The organism is Krasilnikovia sp. MM14-A1004 (assembly GCF_047159485.1).
GTDB lineage: Bacteria > Actinomycetota > Actinomycetes > Mycobacteriales > Micromonosporaceae > Actinoplanes.
On the sequence record NZ_AP038773.1, the window covers coordinates 3601202 to 3627764 of the forward strand.

At 75.6% G+C, this 26563-nt stretch carries 1 protein-coding gene and 1 pseudogene; both read right to left on the reverse strand.

The annotated features are described in order from the left end of the window. Nucleotides 1-254: 254 nt before the first annotated feature. A pseudogene (locus ACMCNN_RS15895) lies at nt 255-5882 on the reverse strand (SDR family NAD(P)-dependent oxidoreductase); the annotation flags it as partial. Nucleotides 5883-5911: 29 nt separating this feature from the next. After that, complete coding sequence (locus ACMCNN_RS15900) at nt 5912-26557, reverse strand: type I polyketide synthase (RefSeq protein WP_412746987.1); 20646 nt, start codon at nt 26555-26557, stop codon at nt 5912-5914. Between the last annotated feature and the right edge of the window lie 6 nt (nt 26558-26563).

Sequence of the window (26563 nt, forward strand, 5' to 3'; positions counted from 1 at the left end):
ACCGCGACCGCGATCCCCGACGAGGTCTCGAAGTCGGTGCCGTCGACCTCTCTGGTGCAGCGGATCATCAGCTTCGGCACGGTGGGCTCGTCACCGATGCCTGTCATCTTGACGAACCAGTGTGCCATCGCCGAGAGCCGGGCACTGTTCATGCTCACCGCGGGCGAGTCCATGCTGGAGAAGTAGTTCGTCGAGGTGGCGTCGAAGTTGATGTTCTCGCTGTCGTCGTAGCGCAGGCTCAGTGTGTCGAGCATGATGACCGCTTCCGGGCGTACTCCCCAGGTCTGTTCGAGGATGCCCGCGGCGAAGTACGCCAGGGTGCCGCCCGACGAGTGGCCGACCAGGACGAACGGGTCGCCGTCGGAGGCGTGCAGCACGCTCTCGGCGACGACCCGGCCGGCCGCCTCGGTGGTGGCGGGCAGCGGCTCCCCCGGCGCGAAGCCGACCAGCGGCAGCGCGGAGACGTGCCGTTTGCCGCGCAGGTGGGCGGCGACCCGCGCGTACAGGTGGACTCCGGCGCTGGCGCCGGGCGAGCTGATGCAGATCAGCCGCGGCTGCCTGGAGCCCTCGGCCAGGGTGACCGCGGCGGGCAGGTCCTCCAGTTCGGCGGGGGACTCGAAGCTGGGCCGCAGCGCGGCGACGGCCGACAGCAGGCGCAGCCCGGCGAGGGCCCGGCCGTCGCGGACGGCCTGCTGGAACAACTCGTGCACGGTCTCCCCGGCGGCGACCGTCCGGGTGGCACCGGGTGCGGCGGCGCCGGGTGCCGCGCCGGCCAGCTCGCCGAGCAGCCACTCGGCGAACCCGGCGGGGGTACGGCTGTCGAACACGATCGACGTCGGCAGCCGCAGGGCCAGCGCGTCGGAGAGCTGGTTGCGCAGCTCCACCGCGATCAGCGAGTCGAAGCCGAGTTCGAGGAAGTCGCGTTCCGGGTCGATCGCGGCAGGGTCGGGGTGGCCGAGCAGCTTCGCGGCGTACTCGGTGATCAGGTCGCGCAGGAACGCCCGCTGCGCCGTACCGTCCATGGTGTCCAGGCGGTCGCGGACCGTGGCCGCGGCGCGGCCGGTGCGCACCAGCGGCCGCGCGCCACCCGCGACCAGGTTGCGCAGCAGCGGCGGCACCTGGCCCTGCGCGCTGCGGGCCCCGGCGGCGCTGAGGTTCAGCGCGGCGAGGGTGGGCCGGTCAGTCGCCACCGCCGCGTCGAACGCCGCGTGGCCCTGCGCGGCGGTCAGCGCCGGGAAGCCGGAGCGGGCGATGCGTTCCCGCGCGGCGGCGCCCAGCTCGGCGGTCATCCCGGCCGACGGCTCCCACGGCCCCCACGCGATCGAGGTGCCGGGCAGCCCGTGCGCCCGGCGCAGCTCGGCCAGCGCGTCGAGGAACGCGTTGGCGGCCGCGTAGTTGCCCTGCCCGGCGCCGCCCATGATGCCCGCCACCGACGAGTACAGGGCGAAGACGTCCAGGTCGAGGCCGCGGGTGGCCTCGTGCAGGTGCCACGCGCCGTCCGCCTTGGCGGCCAGGACGGCGTCCAGCCGCTGCGGGGTCAGCGACGTCACGAGGCCGTCGTCGAGCACACCCGCGGCGTGGATGACCGCGGTCAGCGGCGCCGGAGCCTCCGCGATCAGCCGGTCGACGTCCGCGCGCGACGACACGTCGCAGGCCGCGAACGTCACCCGCGCCCCGGCGTCGCCGAGCTGGGCGCGCAGGGCGGCCGCGCCGGGCGCGGCCGCGCCGCGGCGGCCGGCCAGCAGCAGGTGCCGCACCCCCTGCGCGGCGAGGTGGCGGGCCAGCTCGGCGCCGAGGCCACCGGTGCCGCCGGTGATCAGTACGGTGCCGTCGGCGCGCCAGGTACGCGGTGGCGGCGGGTCGGCGGTGATCGGTACGAGGCGGGGCACGTACCCGACCCCGTCGCGGATCGTGACCTGCGGCTCGTCACCGGTCATGAGGGCGGGCAGCAGGCCGGGCGACACCTCGGCCCGGTCGATGTCGACGAGCAGGAAACGGCCCGGATGCTCCGACTGCGCCGAGCGGACCAGCCCGGCCGCCGCGGCGGCGGCGGGATCCACCTCGGTCTCGCCGGGCAGCGTGACCGCGCGGCTGGTGACGAAGGCGACGCGGGTGCCGGCGAACCGCTCGTCCGCGACCGCCTCCTGCACGACGGCCAGCGCGGACGCGGTCAGCGTGTGCGCGGCCGCGGCCGGGTCGACGCTGCGGTCGGCGGCCAGCGGCACGAGGAACACCTCCGGTGCGGCGACCCCGTCGACCAGCGCCCCGGCCAGCGAGTCGCCGTACGCGGTGACGGTCTGCCCGGCCGAGTGGACGGCGAAGCCCAGGTCGTACTCGTCGACCCCGACGACGCCCCACCGGCCCTGGAACGGCGCGTCGAACGGGGCGGGCGTCCAGTCCACCCGGAACGCCGCGGGCACCGGCTGCCCCGCCCGCGCCGAGGTGGTGCGCAGCTCCAGCGACTCCACCGACAGCACCGGCACACCCAGCGGGTCCACGGCGGTCACCGCGACGGCGCCGCCGGGCTGCGGGGACAAGCGGACCCGCAGCGCGGACGCCCCGGTGGTGTGCAGTGACACCCCGCCGAACGCGAACGGCAGCCCCTTGCTCTGCTCGCCGAGGAACACGATGGGGTGCAGCGCGGCGTCCAGCAGTGCCGGGTGCAGCCCGAACTGCGCCGCGCCGCTGACCCGCTCGGGCAGGGCGACCTCGGCGTACACGTCGCCGTCGCGCCGCCACACCGCCCGCACGCCCTGGAACGCGGGGCCGTAGGCGAGTTTCGCGTGCTCGGCGAGCTGGGCGTAGAAGCCGTCCAGCGGCACCGGCTCGGCGCCGGGCGGGGGCCACGCGGTGGTGTCGAGCGGGGCGACCTGTTCGCCGGTGGTCAGCTCGCCGGTGGCGTGCAGGACCCAGTCGCCGGCCGCCTCCGCGTACACGCCGACCTTGCCGTCGCTGACCCTGACCTGCACGGTGACCGGCTCGTCGGCGGGCAGCACCAGCGGCGCGGCCAGGGTGAGGTGTTCGATCCGGTCGCTGCCGGCCAGGTCGGCGGCGCGCACCGCCAGCTCCAGGAAACCGGTGCCGGGGAACAGCACCACGCCGCCGACGACATGCTCGGCCAGCCACGGGTGGGTACGCAGCGACAGCTGCCCGGTCAGCACCAGGTCGCCCGACCCGGCGACGGTCACCGCGGCACCCAGCAACGGATGCCCGGCCGGGGCGACCCCCAGACCGGCCGCGTCCACGCCGAACGCGGCGGTGCCGGACGGCCAGTACCGCCGGTGGTCGAAGCGGTAGGTGGGCAGGTCGACGACGCGGGCACCGGTGCCGTCGAAGAACGCCGCGAAGTCGACGCCGGCCCCGGCGACGTGCAGGGCCGCGAGAGCGGCGACCACCGCCTCGGGCTCGGGGCGGTCCCTGCGCAGCAGCGGGGTGACGACGGTGCCGTCCGGCACCAGGTGGGCGGCCAGCGCGGCGAGGGTGCCGTCGGGGCCGAATTCGACCAGCGCGGTCGCCTTCCGCGCGACCAGCCCGGCGACGCCGTCGGCGAACCGTACTGAATCGCGGACCTGCCGGACCCAGTATTCGGGGTCGGTGACGTCGCCGGTGGCGATCATCGGGATCGTGGGCTCGTGGTAGGTCAGTGCGGTGGCGACGGTCCGCAGGTCGTCCAGCATCGGGTCCATCAGCGGCGAGTGGAAGGCGTGGGAGACGGCCAGCCGCTTGGTCCGCGCGAACCGGGCGGCGATCGCCAGTACCGCCTCCTCGGCGCCGGAGAGCACCAGCGAGTCGGGGCCGTTGACCGCCGCGACGGCGACGTCGCCGGTGAGCAGCGGGCCGACCTCGTCCTCGGTGGCCTGGACGGCGACCATGGCGCCCTCGCGGGGCAGCGCCTGCATGAGGCGGGCCCGCGCCGCGACGAGGCGGCACGCGTCGGGCAGCGACAGGACGCCCGCGACGTGGGCCGCCGCGATCTCGCCGACGGAGTGGCCGAGTACGTGCTCGACGGTGAGGCCCCACGACTCGGCCAGCCGGAACAGCGCGACCTCGACGGCGAACAGGGCGGGCTGCGCCCAGCCGGTCTCGTCGAGTGCGGCCCGGCTGTCGCCCCACATCACGTCGCGCAGTGGGCGCGGCAGCAGCGGGTCGAGGTGGGCGCACACCTGCTCCAGCGCGGCGGCGAACACTCCGAAACGTACGGACAGCTCCCGGCCCATGCCGAGGCGCTGGGCACCCTGGCCGGAGAAGAGCGCGCCGACCGGCCGTTTGGTGGCGACACCCCGGGCCAGTTCGACGATCCCGTCCGGTCCCGCGCCGAGCACGGCCCGATGCGGGAACAGCGCGCGTGTCGTGGTCAGCGAGTATCCGACGTCGACCGGGTCGTCGGCACCGCCGACTGCCGCGCGCAGGGCGTCGAGCTGGGCGTCCAGGGACGCTGCGGAGCGTGCCGACACCGGCCACGGCACGAAACCGACCACGGCGGGCGCCGCGTCGGTGGCTTCCGGCGCGGGTGCGGGCGCCTCCTCCAGGATCACGTGGGCGTTGGTGCCGCTGACGCCGAACGAGGAGACCCCGGCCCGGCGGGGACGGTCGGTGACGGGCCACGGCTCCGGCTCGGTGAGCAGGCGTACCAAGCCCGCCGACCAGTCCACGTGGGAGGTCGGGCGGCTGACGTGCAGGGTGCGCGGCAGCATCTCGTGGTGCAGCGCCTGCACCATTTTGATGACCCCGGCGACCCCGGCCGCGGCCTGCGTGTGGCCGAGGTGGCTCTTGACCGCGCCCACCCGTAGCGGCACCTGCCGGTCCTGCCCGTACGCGGTCAGCAGGGCCCGGGCCTCGATCGGGTCGCCGAGCACCGTGCCGGTGCCGTGCGCCTCCACGGCGTCCACCTCGGACGGGGTGAGCCCGGCCCGGGACAGCGCCGCCCTGATCACCTGGACCTGGGCGGGGCCGTTGGGGGCGGTCAGTCCGTTGGACGCGCCGTCCTGGTTGATCGCGGAGCCCTTGACGAGGGCCAGCACCCGGTGGCCGAGCCGCCGCGCGTCGGACAGCTTCTCCAGCACCAGCACCCCGACGCCCTCGGACCAGCCGGTGCCGTCGGCGTCGTCGGAGAACGCCTTGCACCGGCCGTCCGGGGCGAGGCCGCCCTGCCGGGTGAACCCGGCGAACCCGGCCGCGGTGCTCATCACTGTCACGCCGCCCGCCAGCGCCAGGGTGCACTCGCCGCCGCGCAGCGCCTGACCGGCCAGGTGCAGCGACACTAGTGACGACGAGCAGGCGGTGTCGACCGTGACGGCGGGCCCGCGCAGCCCGAGGGCGTACGCGACCCGGCCCGACATGACGCTGGCCGCCGTACCCATGCCCGCGTGGCCCTCGACGTCCTCGCCGGACATCATCAGCACGTGGCCGTAGTCCTGCCCGTTGGTGCCCACGAACACGCCGGTGCGGCTGCCGCGCAGCGCCTGCGGGTCGAGGCCCGCGCGTTCCAGGGCCTCCCACGAGGTCTCCAGCAGCAGCCGCTGCTGCGGGTCCATGGCGAGCGCCTCGCGCGGGGAGACGCCGAAGAACTCGGCGTCGAAGTCCGCGGCGTCGAACAGGAATCCGCCCTGCAGGGTGGCGCTGCGGCCCGCCTCGTCGCCCGCCAGCACACCGAGGTCCCAGCCGCGGTCGCCGGGGAACGAGGTGATCGCGTCGCGGTCGCCGCTGACCAGCCGCCACAGGTCCTCCGGCGAGTCGACCCCGCCGGGCAGGCGGCAGGCCATGCCCACGATCGCGATCGGCTCGTGCGCGGACGCCTCGGCCCGTTCCAGCCGCTGCCTGGTCTCGTGCAGGTCGGCGGTGACCCACTTGAGGTACTCGACGAGCTTCTCTTCGTCCGGCACGTTCCTAGCCCTTTCCTCCGGTCGCGCGGTCAGCGCTGATTGCCGCGGCCGAGTTCGTTGTCGATGAAAGCGAAGATGTCGTCGGTGCTGGCCGCCTGGATGCGGTCGACCACCGCCGTGGAATCCGTGGCCGTGGTTCCCGCGTACCGGGTGAGCAGCTCGCGCAGGCGGGCCGACACCCCCGACGCGTCGAGGTCCTCGCGGGAGCTGGCCGACAGCGCGGTTTCCAGCCGGTCCAGCTCGTCCAGGATCGCCGGGCGCTGCTCGGTCGACCCGAACAGCTCGGCCGCGAGGTGGCCGGCCAGCACCGTGGCGGTCGGGTAGTCGAAGACCAGCGTGGCGGGCAGCCGCAGTCCGGTGGCCGCGGTGAGACTGTTGCGCAGCTCGACCGCGCTGAGCGAGTCGAAGCCGAGCTGGCGGAACTCGCGGTCGGCGTCGACCGCGTCGGGCGTGGCGTGGCCGAGAACCCCGGCCGCGTGCGCGCGGACCAGCTCGACCAGGAACTCGGCCCGCTCCCCCGCCGCCATCGCGGAAAGCCGCCGCAGCAGGCCGTCACTGGAGGCCGGGCCGGAGGCGCGCCGCCTCGACCGGACCAGGTCGCGCAGCATCGCCGGGACCGCCAGGCCGGGCGCCGCGCTGCCGGGCAGGCGGGTGGCGACCAGCAGCGGCTCGCTGCGCTCGCGCGCCGCATCGAACAGGGCCAGGCCGCGCGGCACACTCAGCGGCGGCAGATCGGTACGCCCGCCCAGCCCGGCGGCCATGCCGGTGGTGTCCCACGGGCCCCACGCCAGCGACGTCGCGGGCAGCCCCCGCGAGCCCCGGTACGCGGCGAGCGCATCCAGGAACGCATTGGCCGCCGCGTAGTTGCCCTGGCCCGCGGCGCCGAGCACCCCGGCGACCGACGAGTACAGCACGAACCCGGCCAGGTCCAGCTCCGCGGTCGCCTCGTGCAGGTGCCAGGCGCCGTCGATCTTGGGACGCAGCACCGCGGCCAGGCGCGGCGCCGTGAGCGAGCCGATCGTGGCGTCGTCGAGCACACCCGCGGTGTGCACCACCGCGGTCAGCGGATGCTCCGCCGGTACGCCCTTCACCAGGGCGACGACCGCTTCCCGGTCGGTGACGTCGCAGGCGGCGAGTGTGACCGTGGCGCCGTGCGCGGCCAGCTCGGCGCGCAGGTCCGCGGCCCCGGCGGCGTCCGGGCCGCGCCGCGACACCAGCAGCAGACGGCGGACGCCGCGCCGGGTCACCAGGTGCCGGGCGAGCTCCGCGCCGAGACCGCCGGTGCCGCCGGTGATCAGCACGGTCCCGTCGGGATCCCAGTTCCGGGCGGCGCCGGTCGCCCGGCCTTGCACGCGGGCGAGGCGGGCCACGTGGACGACGCCGTCGCGGATCGCGACCTGTGGTTCGTCGCCGGGCACCGCCCGCAGCGCCTGCACGGACTCGGGGGCGTCGTCCACGTCGGCCAGCAGCAGGCTGCCGGGATGTTCCGACTGGGCGGCCCGCACCAGGCCGGTCACGGGCGCGGCGGCGAGATCGGTGTCCAGGCCGCGCCGGGTCACGACGACCAGGCGGGAGCCGCTGAACCGATCCCCGGTCAGCCACTGCCGTACGACGTCCAGGCTGTGGGCGGTCAGTTCGTGCGCGGCCGGGGCGACGTCGGCGCCGGGCTCGCCGATCACCGGCAGCAGGACGAAGTCCGGCACGTCGGTGAGATCGGCCAGCGACGGCACGCTCGGCGCGCCGAAGCCCAGGGTATCCGGGCCGAGCACGATCCACGTGCCGGGCACCGGCTCACCGGTCGGGACCGGGGTCCAGTCCAGGCGCAGCAGCGGATCGGGCCGGTGCGCCGGGTCGTCGGTGTCCCGTGATGCCCCGGGTGGGCGCAGGCAGACCGAAGCGACAGAGACGACCGGCGCGCCGTCCGAGTCGACGGCCGAGAGGGACACCCACTGGACGGGACCGTCCACCGCCCGGTCGTCGCCGACATGCGCATCGCCGGGTTCCGTGGCGGGAGCGAGGCGGACCCGGAGCACCCGGGCGCTGGTGGCGTGCAGGGTCACGTCGTGCCAGTCGACGGGCAGGCCGTCGTGGCCCGCTGCCTGGACGGCCCCGCTGAGCAGGGCGGGGTGCAGGCCGTACCGGTCGGCGTCGGTGACGTCGTCGGGCAGGGCGATCTCGGCGTACGCCTCGTCGCCGCGCCGCCACAGCTCGCGCACGCCGCGGAACGCCGGCCCGTGGTCCAGGCCGTCGGCGGCGAGGTCGGCGTAGAGGTCGTCCACCGGCACCGGATCGGCACCGGCGGGCGGCCACTCGAACGGCTCCGCGGTCGCGGGCCCCGCGGCCAGTTCGCCGGTGACGTGCGCGGTCCAGTCCTGGTCGGACCCGGCGGGACGGGCGTGCACGGTGATGGTGCGAATGCCCTCCGGTGTCGGGGCGCCCACCCAGGCCTGCAGGTCGACCGCTTCTCCCGTACCGAAAATCAGGGGTGTGGTGACGGTCAGCCGGGTGATGCGGTCGCAGCCGGTGAGGTCGGCGGCGTGCAGCGCCAATTCGACGAAGCCGGTCTCCGGGAACGTGATCCGGTCGTGCACGCGGTGGTCGGCCAGCCATGGCTGGGCCGCGACCGACAGGCGGGCGGTCAGGGCGAGGCCGTCGCCGCCCGCCACCGGCAGCGCCGCGCCGAGCAGCGGATGCCCGGCGGCGGTCAGGCCCAAGCCGGACGCGTCGCCGCGGGCGGCGCCCGGCGTGGGCCAGAACCGCTCCCGCTGGAACGGGTACGTGGGCAGCTCGACCCGCCGCGCGCCGGTGCCGGTGAACGCCGGCGCCCAGTCCACGCCGACGCCCGCCACGTGCAGGCGGGCCAGCGCGGTCAGGACGGAGGTCTGCTCCGGCCGGTCCCTGCGCAGCAGCGGCACGACGACCGAACCGTCGGGCACCAGCGCGGCGGCCAGCGCCGCGAGCACGCCGTCCGGGCCGAGTTCCAGGTACGCGGTGATCCCGTCGGCGGCGAGGGCGCGCACCGAGTCGGCGAAGCGGACCGTGTCGCGCACGTGCCGCACCCAGTGCTCGGGGTCGGTGACGTCGCCCGCGGCGGCGATCGGCACGGTCGGCTCCGCGAACGTCAGCCCACCCACCACGGCGCGGAAGTCCGCCAGCATCGGCTCCATCAGCGGGGAGTGGAACGCGTGGCTGACCCGCAGCCGGCTGGTCCGGCGGTCGCGGGACCGGAAGTACCCGGCGAGGTCGAGAACGGGCTGCTCGGCACCGGCGATGACGATCGCGTCCGGGCCGTTGACCGCGGCGATCGACACGGCGTCGGTGAGCAGGGGGCGCACCTCGTCCTCGGTGGCCTGCAGCGCGACCATGGCGCCGCCCCGGGGCAGCGCCTGCATGAGCCGGGCCCGGGCCGCCACCAGCGTGCACGCGTCGTCGAGGGACAGCACCCCGGCCACGTGGGCGGCGGCGATCTCGCCGACGGAATGCCCGGCCAGCCGGTCGGGGACGATCCCGAACGCCTCGACGAGCCGGTACAGGGCGACCTCCAGCGCGAAGATCGCGGGCTGGGCGTGGCCCGTACGGTCGAGGTCGTCGTCGGTCAGGGGGCCGAGGCGGGCGGCGACCTCGTCGTGGGCGCGGGCGTACGCGGGGAACCGGGCGTACAGTTCCCGGCCCATGCCGGCGCGCTGGGCGCCCTGGCCGGTGAACAGGATCGCCAGGGGACGGTCGGTGGCGGTGCCCCGTGCGGCCTCGTGCACGCCGTCGGCGGTGGCCAGCAGCACCGCCCGATGGTCGAACACGGACCGGCCGAGGACCAGCGAGTGCCCGACGTGGACCGGGTGCGGATCGGCGCCCCGCGCGGCCGCGGGCGGCGTCCCGCCCGGCGCGGCATCACCCGCGGTGACGTCGGCCAGCGCGCGGATCTGTTCGACCTGTGCGGTCAGCGCGTTCGCGGTGCGGGCCGACACCGGCAGCACGACCACGGCCGGGGGTTCGGCCGGGACCGGAGCGGCCGCCGGGGGTGCCTCCTCGAGGATGAGGTGGGCGTTGGTGCCGCTGATGCCGAACGAGGAGACGCCCGCGCGGCGCGGCCGCCCGGCGCGCGGCCAGTCCCGCTGCCCGGTCAGCAGCTCGACCCTCCCCGCGCTCCAGTCGACGTGCGAGGTCGGCGCGGTGACGTTCAGGGTCGCGGGCAGGACGCCGTGCCGCAGCGCCTGCACCATCTTGATGACGCCGACCGCGCCGGCGGCGGCCTGGGTGTGGCCGAGGTTCGACTTGGCCGAGCCGAGCAGCAGCGGCGTCTCGCGGTCCTGACCGTACGTGGCCAGCAGCGCCTGGGCCTCGATCGGATCGCCGAGCACGGTGCCTGTGCCGTGCGCCTCGACGGCGTCCACGTCGGACGGGGAGAGTCCCGCGCCGGCCAGGGCCTGCCGGATGAGCCGCTGCTGGGACGGGCCGTTGGGCGCGGTGAGCCCGTTCGAGGCGCCGTCCTGATTGACCGCCGAGCCCTTGATCACGGCGAGGATCTCGTGGCCGTGGCGGTGCGCGTCGGAGAGCCGTTCCAGCACGACCATGCCGACGCCCTCGGACCAGGCCGTACCGTCGGCGCTGTCGGAGAAGGGCTTGCACCGGCCGTCGGCGGCCAGCCCGCCCTGCTGGGTGAACTCCATGAACGCGCCGGGACCGGACATCAGCTGCACGCCGCCGGCCAGCGCCAGGGAGCATTCGCCGCCGCGCAGCGCGTTCGCGGCCAGGTGCATCGCCACCAGCGCCGACGAGCACGCGGTGTCGATGGTCATGGCCGGGCCCTCCAGCCCGAGCGTGTACGACAGCCGCCCCGAGGTGACGCTGGGCGAGGTGCCGGTGCCGGTGTAGCCCTCCATGCTCTGCAGCGAGTTCAGCAGCAGGTGCGCGTAGTCGGCGCCGCCCGCCCCGACGAACACGCCGGTACGGGTGCCGCGCAGCGACACCGGGTCGATGCCGGTGCGTTCGATGGCCTCCCACGCGGTCTCCAGCAGCAGCCGCTGCTGCGGGTCCATGGACAGCGCCTCGCGCGGGGAGATGCCGAAGAAGCCGCTGTCGAAGTCGGCGATGCCGTCGACGAACCCGCCGCGCTGGGTGACGCTGCGGCCCGCGCCGTCGCCGCCGAGCATCGCCAGGTCCCATCCGCGGTCGGCGGGGAACGGCCCGATCGCGCTGCGGCCGTCGGCGACCAGCCGCCACAGATCGTCCGCGGAGTTGACGCCGCCGGGGAAGTGGCAGGCCATGCCGACGATCGCGATGGGGTCGTCGACGACCTGGACCGTCTCGCCGTGGTCGTCGGTCCGCTCACCGAACAGTTCGGCGCTCAGGTGCTCGGCGAGCCCGCGCGGGGTCGGGTAGTCGAAGACCAGGGTGGCGGGCAGGGTCAGCCCGAACGCGGTGCTCAGCCGGTTGCGCAGTTCGACAGCGGTGAGGGAGTCGAAGCCGAGCTGGCGGAACTCCTGCTCGGGGTCGACGGCCTGCCCGGAGGCGTGCCCGAGCACGGCGGCCGCCTCGGCGCGGACCTGCCGCAGCACGGCGCGGGCCCGTTCGGCCGGGTTGAGCTGCTGCAGCTTGCCGGTGATCCGGTCACCGGCGGCCGCGGTGCGGCGGGTGCGGACCAGGCCGCGCAGCATCGGCGGGACGGCGCCCGCGAACGGGGCCGGCCCGGATCCGGTGACCAGCCGGGTCGGCACCACGAGGGGCGCGTCGACGGTGACCGCCGCGTCGAACAGGGCCAGGCCGAGGGCGGGCGGCAGCGGCGGCATGCCGGAGCGTTCCATGCGTTCGACCGACGCGGCGTCCATGGTGGCGGTCATCCCGGCGCCGGGCGCCCAGGCACCCCAGGCCAGCGACACCGCGGGCAAACCCCGACCACGACGGTACGCGGCGAGCCCGTCCAGGAAACTGTTCGCCGCCGCGTAGTTGCCCTGACCGGCCGCGCCCATCACCCCGGACACCGACGAGTACACGACGAACGCGGTGAGGGGCTGGTCCAGGGTCAGCTCGTGCAGATGCCACGCCGCGTCCACCTTCGGCGCCAGCACCGCATCCAGCCGCTCCGGCGTCAACGACGACACCACGCCGTCGTCCAGCACACCGGCCGTGTGCACCACCGCCGTCAACCGGCGCCCGCCGATCGCCTCGGCGAGCTGGCCCCGATCGGCCACGTCGCACGCCACCACGTCCACCTCGGCACCGGCGGCGACCAGCTCCGCCCGCAGGTCCCGGGCCCCCGGCGCCTCGGCACCGCGGCGGCTCAGCAGCAGCAGACTGCGCACACCGCGCTCGGCGACCAGGTGCCGGGCCAGCAGCGCGCCCAGACCGCCGGTGCCGCCGGTGATCAGCACCGTGCCGTCGGGGTCCAGGGCGGGCGGGACGGTCAGCACGATCTTGCCGATGTGCCGGGCCATGCTCATGTGCCGGAACGCGTCGCGGGCGCGGCGCACGTCCCACGTGCGGATCGGCAGCGGCCGCAGGGCGCCCGCCTCGAACAGCTCCACGAGGGCGAGGAGCATCTGCTGGATCCGGTCCGGGTCCACCTGTCCCAGGTCGAACGGGCGGTACGCGATGCCGGGCAGGCCGGCCGGGTCGCGCAGGTCGGTCTTGCCCATCTCCAGGAACCGGCCGCCCGGTCCGAGCAGCCGCAGCGACGCGTCGACGAACTCGCCGGTCAGCGCGTTCAGCACCACGTCGACGCCGCCGAACCGGTCCGCGAAGCCGGTGTCGCGGGAGGACGCGAGGTGGTCGTCGGCGATGCCCAGCTCGCGCAGGGCATCCCATTTGCCCTCGCTGGCGGTGGCGAACACCTCGGCGCCGAGGTGGCGGGCCAGCTGGATCGCGGCCATGCCGACACCGCCCGCGCCGGCGTGCACGAGGACCTTCTCCCCCGGCCGCAGGTCGGCCAGGTCGACCAGCGCGTGGTAGGCGGTGAGGAACACCAGCGGCACGGACGCCGCCTGCTCCGGCGTCCAGCCGTCGGGGATCCGGGTGACCTGGCGTTGCTCGGCGATGATGGTCGGGCCGAAGCCGCCGAACATCATGCCCATCACCCGGTCGCCCGGCGCCAGGCCGGTCACGTCGGGGCCGGTACCGGTGATCACCCCGGCCGCCTCGGCGCCGAACATCCCCGCCTCGCCCGGATACATGCCCAGGGCGTTGAGGACGTCGCGGAAGTTCAGGCCGGCCGCGTGCACAGACACCCGGATCTGGGTGCCGGTCAACGGTTCCAGCACCTCGGGACAGGGGGCCAGGGTCAGCGCGTCGAGGCTGCCCTTGGCGGTGGTGGACAGCCGCCACGGCACACCGGGCGGGGGCACCAGGCCGGGCGCCGAGGCGATGCGGGCCAGGCGGGGCGCGTACACGGTGCCGTCGCGGACGGCGAGCTGCTGCTCGTCACCGGCGGCGGCGAGGGCGGCCGCCAGGCCCGCCGGGTCGTCCACGTCCACCAGCAGGAAGCGGCCGGGGTTCTCCGCCTGGGCGGAGCGGACGAGGCCGCGGGCCGCGGCGGCGGCCAGGTCGGTGACCGGCTCGTCGCCGATCGCGGCCGCGCCGCGGGTCACGAACACGGTCCGCGCGGTGCCCGCCAGGGCTTGCTGAAGGACGGCCAGCACGTCACCGGACAGTCGGTGCACCGCCTGCGGCTGTCCGCTGGCGGTGGGATCGCCGGAGATCGGGACCAGCACGATCCGGGGTTCGCCGTCGGTGTGGGGCAGGTGCGCGGCCAGGCCGAACACGTCGTCGCCGCGGATCGTCCACGGCTGCGGGGCGGTGTCGGCCGGTTCGAGCGGGGACCACTCGACGTGGAACAGCGAGTCGAGCACCGGCAGGTCAGTGGCCGCCGACGGCGGCGCGGACGGGGTACGGATCACCAGCGAGTCCGCGGCCAGCACCGGCTGACCATCCACATCGGCCGCGAACACCGCCACCGAGTCGCCTCCGGTCCGGCGCAGCCGCACCCGCAGCGCCGACGCGCCCGTGGCGTACAGGGTGACGCCGCCCCACTCGAAGGGCAGGCCCTGCCCGGCGTCGGGCAGCAGGCCGATGCCGTGCAGCGCGGCGTCCAGCAGCGCCGGGTGCACGCCGTACATCGCCGCGTTCTGCTCGTCCAGCTCGATCTCGGCGTACACGTCGTCGCCGGAGCGCCACGCGGACGTCAGGCCGCGGAACACCGGCCCGTACGCGAGCCCGCCGAGGGCGAGCTGCTCGTAGAAGCCGTCCAGGTCGAGCGGCTGCGCGCCGGTGGGCGGCCACGGGTCGGCCGGGAACGCGGTGGCCGTGTCGGCGGCCGGGACCAGGACACCCTCTGCATGCCGGGTCCACTCGCGGGTCGGCTCGTCGGCGGGCTGGGACCAGATGCCGACGCGACGGCGGCCGGAATCGTCGCGCTCGCCGAGGCGTACCTGAATGGAGGTGGCCTGGTGTGCGGTGAGCGCGAGCGGCACGGTGAGGGTGAGCGACGCGACCCGTTCGCAGCCGACCAGGTCGCCGGAGCGCAACGCCAGTTCGAGGAAGCCGGTGCCGGGGAACAGCACCGCGCCGCCGACGACGTGGTCGGCCAGCCACGGCTGCGCGGCCGCCGACAGGCGCCCGGTGAGCACCACCTCGTCGGAGCCCGCGACGCCGACGGTCGCGCCGAGCAGCGGGTGTCCCGGTGAGTTGAGGCCGAACGCGGACAGGTCGCCGGGGCGCATCCCCGGCCCGGCGGTCGGCCAGAACCGCTGCCTGTCGAACGGGTACGTCGGCAGCGGCACCGTGTGCGCGCCGGTGCCGTCGAACCAGGCCCGCCAGCGGACCGGCAGCCCGGCCACGAACAGCCGCGCGAACGCGGTCACCGCGGCCAGTTCCTCGGGCTGGTCCTTGCGCAGCAGCGGGACGAGTTCCGCGCCGGGCGGGGCCGATTCGGCGGCCATGGCGGTGAGCACGCCGTCCGGGCCGAGTTCCACGAACGCGGTGACGCCGAGCCCGGCCAGGGTGGTGACGGCGGCGCCGAACCGGACGGGCTCGCGGACGTGCGCCACCCAGTACTCGGGGCTGCGCAGCTCGTCGGGCCGGGCCTCGCCGCCGGTCAGGGTGGACACGATCGGGATCCGCGGTTCGGTGAAGGTCAGCCCGGCGACGACCTCCCGGAAGTCGGCCAGCATCGGGTCCATCAGCGGGGAGTGGAACGCGTGGCTGACCGTGAGGCGGGTCGCCTTGTCGAACCGGGCGGCCAGCGCCAGCACCGCGTCCTGCTCGCCGGAGATCACCACCGAGGACGGGCCGTTGACCGCCGCGAGGGACACCCCGGCGCTCAGGTGCGGGGTCACCTCGGCCTCGGTGGCGCGTACCGCGACCATCGCGCCGCCCGGCGGCAGCGCCTGCATCAGGTTGGCCCGGGCGGCGACCAGGCGGCACGCGTCGGGCAGGGAGAACACCCCTGACACGTACGCGGCGGCCACCTCGCCGATCGAATGCCCTGCCAGGTAGCGGGGCCGCAGCCCGAACGACTCGGCGAGCCGGAACAGGGCCACCTCGACGGCGAACAGCGCGGGCTGGGCGAACCCGGTCTCGTTCAGCTCATCCTCGCCCCACATCACCTCGCGGAGCGGCCGCCGCAGGTACGGGTCGAGTTCGCCGACCACCTCGTCCAGCGCGTCGGCGAACACATCGAAGCGCTGGTACAGGTCGCGGCCCATGCCGAGGCGCTGGCTGCCCTGCCCGGAGAACAGGAACGCGGGCACGTGGTCGGTGGCGGCGCCCCGGGCGATCTCGGCACCGGCCACGATCACCGCCCGGTGCGGCAGCGTCGCCCGCGTGGTGGCCAGCGCGAAGCCGGTGTCCAGCGGATCCGTGCCGTCCTGCGCCCGGGCGAGCTGCGCGGCCAGGGCGGACTCGGATCCGGCCGACACCGGCCACGGCACGTACGGCGGTGCCGGGCGGGTGCGCGGCGCGGGCGCCTCGACGGCGGGCGGCTCCTCGACGATCACGTGGGCGTTGGTGCCGCTGATGCCGAACGAGGACACCCCGGCCCGGCGCGGCCGGGTGCCGCGGGGCCACGGCGCCGGCTCGGTCACCAGGCGCACCGCCCCGGCGCTCCAGTCGACGTGCGGGGACGGCTCGGTGACGTGCAGGGTGCGCGGCAGGGTGTCGTGCTGGAACGCCAGGATCATCTTCATCAGCCCGGCGGCGCCGGCCGCGGCCTGGGTGTGACCCAGGTTCGACTTGACAGAGCCCAGCCGCACCGGCTCCGCCCGGTCCTGCCCGTACGTGGCCAGCAGCGCCTGCGCCTCGATCGGATCGCCGAGGCGGGTGCCGGTGCCGTGTGCCTCCACGGCGTCCACGTCGGACGGAGCCAGACCGGCGTCGGTGAGGGCGGCGCGGATGACCCGCTGCTGGGCGGGCCCGTTCGGGGCGGTCAGGCCGTTCGAGGCGCCGTCCTGATTCACCGCCGATCCCTTGACCACGGCCAGGATCGGATGCCCCAGTCGCTGGGCGTCGGAGAGCCGTTCCACCAGCAGCATCCCGGCGCCCTCGGACCAGCTGGTGCCGTCGGCGTCGGCGGAGAACGCCTTGCACCGGCCGTCGGCGGCCAGCCCGCCCTGCCTGTCGAAACCGCCGAAGCTGGTCGGGGTGGCCATCACGGTCACGCCGCCGACCAGGGCGAGGGAGCACTCCCCCGCGCGCAGCGCCTGCCCGGCCAGGTGCAGCGCGACCAGCGCGGACGAGCAGGCGGTGTCGACGGTGACGGCCGGGCCCTCCAGCCCGAACGTGTACGACAGCCGTCCGGAGATGACGCTGGCGGCCAGTCCCGTACCGGCGTGGCCCTCCATGTCCTCGCGGGCGGCGAGGACCAGCCGCTGGTAGTCCTGCCCGTTGGTGCCGACGAACACCCCGGTCCGGCTGCCGCGCAGCGACACCGGGTCGATGCCCGCCCGTTCGACGGCCTCCCACGCGGTTTCCAGCAGCAGCCGCTGCTGGGGGTCCATCGCGAGGGCCTCGCGCGGGGAGATCTCGAAGAACGCGGGGTCGAAGTCGGCGACCGCGTCGAGGAAGCCTCCCTGGAAGTCGGCGTACGCGGCGAGGTCCCAGCCGCGGTCGGCGGGCATCGGGCCGATCACGTCGCGCCCGTCGGCCAGGGCCTGCCACAGCTGCTCGGGTGACGTGATGCCGCCGGGGAACCGGCACGCCATGGCCACCACGGCGAGCGCGTCGCCGGGGGCCGCATCCGTGGCGTGGTCGGCCACGTCGGTGGCGGTGCCGATCAGTTCGGCGAGGAGGTGTTCGGCGAGGGCCTGCGGGGTCGGGTAGTCGAACACGAGACCGGCGGGCAGCGACAGCCCGGTGGCGGTGGCGAGCTGGTTGCGTACCTCCATCGCGGTCAGCGAGTCGACGCCGAGGTCGCGGAACACCTTGCCGGGGCCGACCGCCTCCTTGCCGGGGTGGCCGAGCACCGCCGCGGCGACCGTGCGGACCAGGTCGAGCACGGGCTCCAGCCGGTCCTGCGGGGACCGGGCGGCCAGCCGTACACGGAGGTCGGAACCGGCCGCGGCGGTCTGCCGCCGGGCGGCCTCGACCGCGTCGGCGGCCTCGCGGGCGCCGGGCAGCCCGGCCAGCAGCGGGCTGGGCCGCAGGCTGAGCAGCGACGTCAGCAGTTGAGGTTGCCGCAGGTCGGCGATGACAGGGGTGGCGGCGGGTTCGGCAGCGACCCGCCACAGGGCGGCCAGGGCCAGGTCGGGGTCGAGGGCGGTGGCGCCGACCCGGCTCAGCGCGGTGCCGACCTCGGCGCGGGCGGCCATGCCGTCCCCGGCCCAGGCACCCCAGGCGATCGAGACGGCGGGCCGTCCGGCGGCGCGGCGCCGCTGCGCCAGCGCGTCCAGCACGGCGTTGGCGGCCGCGTAGTTGGCCTGGCCGGGATTGCCCACGGCCCCCGCCGACGACGAGAACAGTACGAAGAGATCGAGGTCGCCGGTCAGCTCGTCGAGCAGCAGGGCGGAGGTGACCTTGGCGCGGAACACGTCGGTGAACCGTTGCGGGGTGAGGCTGTCGAGGGTGCCGTCGTCGAGCACCCCGGCGGTGTGCACGACCCCGGTGACGGGGTGTGCGGACAGCAGGGCGGCCAGGCTGTCCCGGTCGGCGGCGTCGCAGGCGGCGACGACGGTCTCGGTGCCGGACGCGGTCAGTTCCCGCTGGAGGTCCGCCGCGCCGGGCGCGTCGGGGCCGCGCCGGCTGATCAGCACCAGTTTGGCGGCGCCCCGGGCGGCGAGGTCGCGGGCGACCCGGGCGCCGAGGGCGCCGGTGCCGCCGGTGATCAGGACGGTGCCGTGCCGGGGTTCGGCGCCCGCGATCGGTCCGCCCGGCGCGGCGACCAGCCGGCGGCCGAAGACGCCGGTCGCGCGGACGGCGACCTGGTCCTCGCCGGATCCGCCGGTCAGCACCGCTGCCAACCGGCGCAGCGCGCGGTCGTCGAGCACGTCGGGCAGGTCGATGAGGCCGCCCCAGCGGCCGGGGTGTTCCAGCGCGGCGACGCGGCCCAGCCCCCAGACGGCGGCGCGGCGCGGATCGGTGACGGCGTCGCCGTGGCCGGTGGCGACCGCGCCGCGGGTCAGCACCCAGACCGGCGCGGACGCCCGCTGCACCAGCCGCAGGGCACGGATCAGCCCCGCCGGGACGGTGCCGTCGCCGGGCTCGCCGGGCAGCAGCACGATGCCGTCGAGCGGGGTGTCCGGCAGCTCAGCGGGGTCGTCGGCGTCGAGGAGGCGGGCGCCGAGGGCGGCCGCGACGGCGGGCGCGTCCGGGTCGGCGCCGGGTGCCACGACCAGCCAGGAACCGGTGGAGGCGGTGCCGCCGAGGCCGGTCAGCGGCTGCCAGGTCTCGTGGTGGATCCACGAGTCGATCGTCGCGTCGGCGCGGCGGCGGATCCGCCAGGCGGCGAGCGCGGGCAGCACCGCGGCGACCGCGTCGCCGTCCAGGTCGAGTTCGGCGGCCACCGAGGCGAGGTCGGCGCGCTCGACGGCCTGCCAGAACGCGGCGTCGGCCGGATCGCCGTCACCGGCCGGGATCGCGGCGGGTTCGAGCCAGTAGCGTTCGTGCTGGAACGGGTAGGTGGGCAGGTCCACCCGGCGGGCGCCGGTCCCGGTGAAGAACCGTCCCCAGTCGACACCGACCCCGGCGACGTGCAGCCGCGACAGCGCCGCGACGAATCCGGGCTCCTCGTCGCGGTCGCGGCGTACCGCCGGGATCACGCCCTCGGCCATCGCCGACAGCGCGCCGTCGGGGCCCAGCTCCAGCAGCACGGACGCGGCGAGCGTACGCAGGGTGTCGTCGAACCGCACGGTGTCCCGCACGTGCCGCACCCAGAACTCCGGCGACGTCACGTCGCCGGTCATCGCCACCGGCAGCGAGGGATCCCGGAACGTCAGACCCTGGATCGCCGCCCGGAACTGCGCCAGCATCGGCTCCATCAGCGGCGAGTGGAACGCGTGCGAGACCCGCAGCCGCTTCGTCCGCGGGAAGTGGGCCGCCACGGCCAGCACCTCGTCCTCGACGCCCGAGATCACCACCGAGCCGGGGCCGTTGACCGCGGCGATCGAGACGCCGCCGGTCAGGTGCGGCGCCACCTCGGCGTCGGACGCCGCCACCGCGACCATCGCGCCGCCCGTGGGCAGCGCGTCCATCAGCCGCGCCCGCGCCGCCACCAGCGTGCAGGCGTCCTCCAGCGACAGCACGCCCGCCACGTGCGCGGCCGCGATCTCGCCCACCGAGTGCCCGCCGACCGCGTCGACCCGGATGCCCAGCGACTCGACGAGCCGGAACAGCGCCACCTGGAACGCGAACAGCACCGGCTGCGCCACCCCGGTCCGGTCCAGCGCCTCCGCGTCGTCCGGAACCGTCGCACCCAGACGCTCCAGCACCCGGTCGAACACGTCCGCGAACAGCGGGAACCGGGCCGCCAGCCCGCGACCCATGCCGACGCGCTGCGAACCCTGCCCCGAGAACAGCACCGCCAGGGACCGCTCGTCCGCGACACCGCGGGCGACCTCCCGGCCGTCCAGCAGCACCGCCCGGTGCTCGAACGCGGTGCGCCCGGTGGCCAGGGAGAAGCCGATGTCGAGGGCACGGCCGGTCAACCCGCCGACCCCGGCGAGCTGCGCGTCGAGCGCCGCCTCGCTCCGGGCCGACACCAGCCACGGCACGGCCGTCGGCGACGGTGTGCCGGCCGGTCCCGCCACGGTGGCGGGCGGGTCGGCCGGGGGCTGCTCCAGGATGACGTGGGCGTTGGTGCCGCTGAGGCCGAACGAGGAGACACCGGCGCGGCGGGGGCGGCCGGTGGCGGGCCACGCCGTCTGCTCGGTGAGCAGCCGCACCGCGCCCGCCGACCAGTCGACGTGCGAGGTGGGGTCGCTGACGTGCAGCGTCCGGGGCAGGGTGGCGTGCTGGATCGCCAGGACCGCCTTGATGACCCCGGCGACACCGGCGGCGGCCTGGGTGTGGCCGAGGTTCGACTTGATCGTGCCGAGCAGCAGCGGCTCGTCCCGCTCCTGCCCGTACGTGGCCAGCAGGGCCTGGGCCTCGATCGGGTCGCCGAGCCGGGTGCCCGTACCGTGGGCCTCCACGGCGTCCACCTCGGACGGGCGCAGCCCCGCCTCGGCGAGGGCCTGCCGGATCACCCGCTGCTGGGCCGGGCCGTTGGGGGCGGTGAGCCCGTTCGAGGCGCCGTCGGAATTGAGCGCGGAGCCCTTGACCACCGCGAGTACCGGATGGCCGTGCCGCCGGGCGTCGGAGAGCCGTTCGACCACGAGCACGCCGACGCCCTCGGACCAGCCGGTGCCGTCCGCGTCGTCGGAGAACGCGCGGCAGCGGCCGTCGGTGGCCAGGCCGCCCTGGGCGGAGAAGCCGACGAAGTTCATCGGCGTGGACATCACGGTGACGCCGCCCACCAGGGCCAGCGTGGACTCACCGCTGCGCAGCGACGCGGCGGCCAGGTGCAGCGCCACCAGCGACGACGAGCAGGCGGTGTCCACGGTCAGCGCCGGGCCCTCGAAGCCGAAGGTGTAGGACAGCCGCCCGGAGATGACCGCCGCGGCCAGCCCGGTGCTGGCGTGGCCCTCGACGTCGCGGCTGGACTGCATGACCAGGTGGGCGTAGTCCTGACCGTTGGTGCCGACGAACACGCCGGTGCGGGTGCCGCGCAGCGTCGCGGCGTCGATGCCCGCCCGCTCGACGGCCTCCCAGGCCACTTCGAGCAGCTGCCGCTGCTGCGGGTCCATGGCGGTGGCCTCGCGCGGGGAGATGCCGAAGAAGCCGGGGTCGAAGGCGGTGGCGGTGTCGAGGAAGCCGCCCTGCCCGGTGACGTCGGCGAGGGGGCCGTCGGCCCAGCCGCGGTCGGTGGGGAAACCCGACATGGCGTCGGCGCCGTCGGTGAGCAGCTGCCACAGGCCCTCGGGTGACCGTACGCCGCCGGGGAACCGGCAGCCCATGCCCACGATGACGATCGGGTCGTCGTCGGCCGTGGTGGTGGCCACGGCTCGCGGCCCGGCCGTACCGGCGCCGGAGAGTTCCGCCCGCAGGTGGGTGGCCAGCGCGCGGGGGGTCGGGTGGTCGAAGACCAGGGTGGCGGGCAGGCTCAGGCCGGTGGCGGCGCCGAGCTGGTTGCGCAGTTCCAGCGCGGTCAGCGAGTCGACGCCGAGCTGGCGGAACTCGCGGTCGGCGCCGACCGCGGCGGGTGACCCGTGGCCGAGCACGGACGCCGCCTCGGCGCGGACGAGATCGACCAGGAACCGTTCCCGGTCGGCGTCGCGCAGCTCGGACAGCTTGTGGGCCAGGCCGGTGCTGGTGGCGGTGCGCCCGCTGGCGGCCCGTCGCCGGCCGCGGGCCAGGCCGCGCAGCAGGGCGGGGACGGGCCCCTGCGGTGCGCCGGTGGCGCCGGGGGCCAGCGGGATGACCAGCGCCTCGTCCCGCGTGATCGCGGTGTCGAAGGCGGCGAGGCCCTGCGCGGCGGTGAGCAGCGGGGCCCCGGCCGCGGTGATGCGGCGGGTCTGCCGGTCGGCGAGGTCCGCGGTCATGCCGCTGTCCTGCGCCCAGGCGCCCCAGGCCAGCGACACCGCGGGCAAACCCAGACCACGACGGTACGCGGCGAGCCCGTCCAGGAAACTGTTCGCCGCCGCGTAGTTGCCCTGACCGGCCGCGCCCATCACCCCGGACACCGACGAATACAGCACGAACGCGGTCAGGGGCTGGCCCGCCGTCAGCTCGTGCAGATGCCACGCCGCATCCGCCTTCGGCCGCAGCACACGCTCCAGCCGCTCCGGCGTCAACGACGACACCACACCGTCATCGAGTACGCCCGCCGTGTGCACGACCGCCGTCAGCCGTCGCCCGCCGATCACCTCGGCGAGCCGGTCCCGATCGGACACGTCACACGCCACGAGTTCCACAGAGGCGCCCGCAGCCGCCAGCTCCGCCCGCAGCTGTTCCGCCCCCGGCGCTTCACCGCCGCGACGGCTCACCAGCAGCAGACTGCGCACACCGCCGTCGGACACCAGGTGCCGGGCCAGCAACGCACCGAGCCCACCGGTTCCGCCGGTGATCAGCACCGTGCCGTCGGGGTCCCCGGCGGCGCTGTCCCGCGGCTCCGCCCCGAGCGGGCCACCCCGGGGAGCCGCGTCGGGACCCTCCGCGTCGGGCCCGGTCCGGTGCGCAGGCAGCGTGGCCAGCCGGGCGGCGCGGACCTCACCACCACGGACCAGCAGCTGGGTCTCGCCGTCGGCCAGCAACGCGGGCAGCGCCGGAATCACGGCCGCCGACTCGGCGGTGTCGTCGGTGTCGACGAGCAGGAACCGGCCGGGGTTCTCGGTCTGCGCCGAACGCACCAGACCCCAGGCGGCCGCCGCCGCGAGGTCGTCGCCGTCGACCGCGCCGCGGCTCACGAACATCAGCCGGGTCTCGTGCGGCAGATGCTGCTGCACGACGGCGAGAGTGTCGGCGAGGACCCGGTGCACGTCGGCCGGGAAGCTCTCGCCCGGTACGGCGGCGGTGGCCCTCTCGCCCTCACCGACCCGGATCGTCAGGACATCGGGGACGGGCCGCGTCCCGTCGAGGGTGACCGGCGTCCAGTCGAGGCGGAACAGCCCGTCGTGGCCCGTCGGCGCGGGCTGCGCCGCCGCGGGCGGGCGCACCGTCACGGCCGCCGCGGACAGCACCGGCTGCCCTTCGACGTCGGCCGTGTCCAGCACCACCGTGTCGCCGGTGCGGGTCAGGCGTACCCGAAGGACCGCGGCCCCTGTCGCGTGCAGGGTGACGCCGCGCCAGTCGGCGGCCAGGCCGGGATCCCCGGCCAGCGCGCCGACCTGCACCGCCGCGTCGAGCAGGGCCGGGTGGACACCGAAGGTGGCGCCGTCACCGGCCTGCGGGGGCAGCGCCACCTCGGCGAAGATCTCCGCGCCCTTGCGCCACGCCGCGCGGACGCCGCGGAACGCCGGTCCGGCGCTGATGCCGGAGTCGGCCAGATCGTCGTAGAACCCGTCGAGGTCGACGACCGCGGCGCCGGCGGGCGGCCAGGTGACGGCGTCGAACGGCGCGGCGGGTGCCGTATACGGATGCAACCGGCCGGAGGCGTGCGGGAGCCAGTCACCGTCGTCGCGCCGGGAGTGGAAGCGAATCTCCCGTGCGCCCTGCTCGTCGGGGCCGCCGACCCACAGCTGGATCTGGACGGCCGCGTGCCCGGACAGCGCCAGGGGTGCGGTCGTGGTGAGGTCGACGGCGCCGTGACCGAGCTGGTCGGCGGCGCGCAGCGCCATGTCGAGGATGGCCGTTGCGGGCAGGGTGACGACGTCGCCGGTGACGTGGTCGGCCAGCCACGGGTGGGTCAGGGTGGACAGCCGTCCGGTGAGCACCAGTTCGCCGGAGGCCGCGACCGTGGTCGCGGCGCCGAGCAGCGGGTGGTCGGCGCCGGCCAGGCCGAGACCGGCGGCGTCGCCGGCGCCGCCGGTGGGGCGGGGCCAGAAGCGTTCGTGCTGGAACGGGTACGTGGGCAGGTCCACCGCCCGGGCACCCGTGCCGTCGAACAGCCGCACCCAGTCGACGCGGGCCCCGGCCACGTGCAGGCGGGACAGCGCCGCGACGAACCCTGACTCCTCGTCCCGGTCCTTGCGGACGGCCGGGATCACGGTGGCGCCCTCGGCGAGGCCCGCCAGCACCCCGTCCGGGCCCAGCTCCACGAACGCGGAGGCGCCCGCCGCGAGGGTACGGACCGTGTCGTCGAACCGCACGGTGTCGCGGACGTGCCGTACCCAGAAGTCCGGCGAGGTCACGTCCCCCGCCGCCGCGACCGGCAGCACCGGCTCGTGGAACGTCAGGCCCGCGATCGCCGCCCGGAAATCCCCCAGCATCGGCTCCATCAACGGCGAATGGAACGCGTGCGACACCCGCAGGCGCGTCGCACGGTCGAACCGCTCCGCCACGGCCAGGACCTCGTCCTCGGCGCCCGAGATCACCACCGACCGGGGCCCGTTCACCGCGGCGACGGAGACGAGCCCGCTCAGATACGGAAGCACCTCGGCCTCGGTGGCCCGCAGCGCCACCATCGCCCCGCCCGGCGGCAACGCCTCCATCAGCCGCGCCCGGGCGGCGACCAGCGTGCATGCGTCGTCCAGGGACAGCACGCCCGCGACGTGCGCTGCCGCAATCTCCCCCACCGAGTGCCCGCCGACCGCGTCGACGCGGACACCCAGCGACTCGACCAGCCGGAACAGCGCCACCTGGAACGCGAACAGCACCGGCTGCGCCACCCCGGTCCGCTGCAGCGCCTCCTCGTCGTCCGGCACGTCCGCGCCCAGCCGCCCCAGCACGTCCGCGAACACCTCGGCGAACACGGGAAAACGCGCGGCCAGCCCGCGACCCATCCCGACCCGCTGCGAGCCCTGCCCGGAGAACAGGGCCGCCAGCTTCGGGCGGCCCGGCGCGGTGCCGGTGAACACGCCCGGGGCGCTGCCGTGGTCCAGCCAGGTCGACAGTGTCGCGAGATCGGGCGCGGCCAGTCGCTCCTCGAAGGCGGTACGGGTGGTCGCCAGCGAGTACGCGAGATCCACCGCCCGTGCGGACCCGGCGTGCGACACCAGCCGCCGGACCTGGTCGCGCAGCGCGTCGGGCGTGCGCCCCGACACGAGCCACGGCAGGGCGGCCGGCGTGACCTCGGGATCGCCGGTCTGCGCGCCCGGCGTCGGTGTCCCGGCCGCCTGCGCGCCGGCGGTCGCGGGCCCGGCGGTCGCGGGCCCGGCGGTCTGCGGCGCGGGCGTCGGAGCCGGGTTCTCCAGGATGACGTGGGCGTTGGTGCCGCTGACCCCGAACGACGACACGGCGCTGCGGCGCGGCCGGTCGCCGCCCGGCCACGGTGCCTGCTCGGTGGCCAGGCGCACCGCGCCACGCGACCAGTCGACCCGGCTCGACGGCCGGCTGACGTGCAGGGTGCGGGGCACCACACCGTCGCGCATCGCCATGACCATCTTGATGACCCCGGCGACACCGGCCGCGGCCTGCGTGTGCCCGATGTTCGACTTGACAGAGCCGAGCAGCAGCGGCTCGCCGCGCTCCTGCCCGTACGTGGCCAGCAGCGCCTGCGCCTCGATCGGGTCACCGAGCCGGGTGCCCGTGCCGTGGGCCTCGACCACGTCCACGTCGGCCGGGGCCAGACCGGACTTGGTGAGGGCCTGCCGGATCACCTTCTGCTGGGCGCGGCCGTTCGGGGCGGTGAAGCCGTTGGAGGCGCCGTCGGAGTTGACAGCCGAACCGCGGACGACCGCCAGCACGTGGTGGCCGTGCCGTTCGGCGTCGGAGAGCCGTTCCAGCACGAGCATGCCGACGCCCTCGGACCAGCCGGTGCCGTCCGCGTCGTCGGAGAACGACTTGCAGCGCCCGTCGCGGGCCAGGCCGCCCTGGCGGCTGAACTCCACCAGCGAGCCCGGGGTCGACATGATGTTCACGCCGCCGGCCAGCGCGAGGGTGCACTCGCCGTTGCGCAGGGCGTGCGCGGCCAGGTGCAGCGCGACCAGCGACGACGAGCAGGCGGTGTCCACGGTGACGGTCGGGCCCTCCAGCCCCAGCTCGTAGGAGAGCCGGCCGGAGGTGGCGCTGGCCGCGATGCCCGTACCGATGTCGCCGGTCGCGTCCGCGACCGAGCGGATGAGCAGATGCGCGTAGTCCTGGCCGTTGGTGCCGACGAACACACCGGTACGGGTGCCGCGCAGCGTGTCCGGGTCGATGCCGGCCCGCTCGACGGCCTCCCACGCGGACTCCAGCAGCAGCCGCTGCTGCGGGTCCATGGTGACCGCCTCGCGCGGCGAGATGCCGAAGAAGCCGGGGTCGAAGTCGGCGGCGCCGGGCAGGAACCCGCCCTGCAGGCTGATGCTGGTGCCGCGCTCGTCCACCGACCCGGCGGTCAGCGCCTCGACGTCCCAGCCGCGGTCGGCCGGGAAGTCCCCGATGGCGTCGCCGCCCGCGAGCACCAGCTGCCACAGGTCCTCGGGCGAGTCCACCCCGCCCGGGTACCGGCAGCTCATGCCGACGATCGCGATCGGTTCCGTGACGGCGGCGAGAAGTTCGCGGTTCTGCCGGCGCAGCCGCTCGGTCTCCTTCATCGAGGCGCGCAGCGCCTCCACGACCTTGTCAGAGGGGGTGCTCATTCGGTT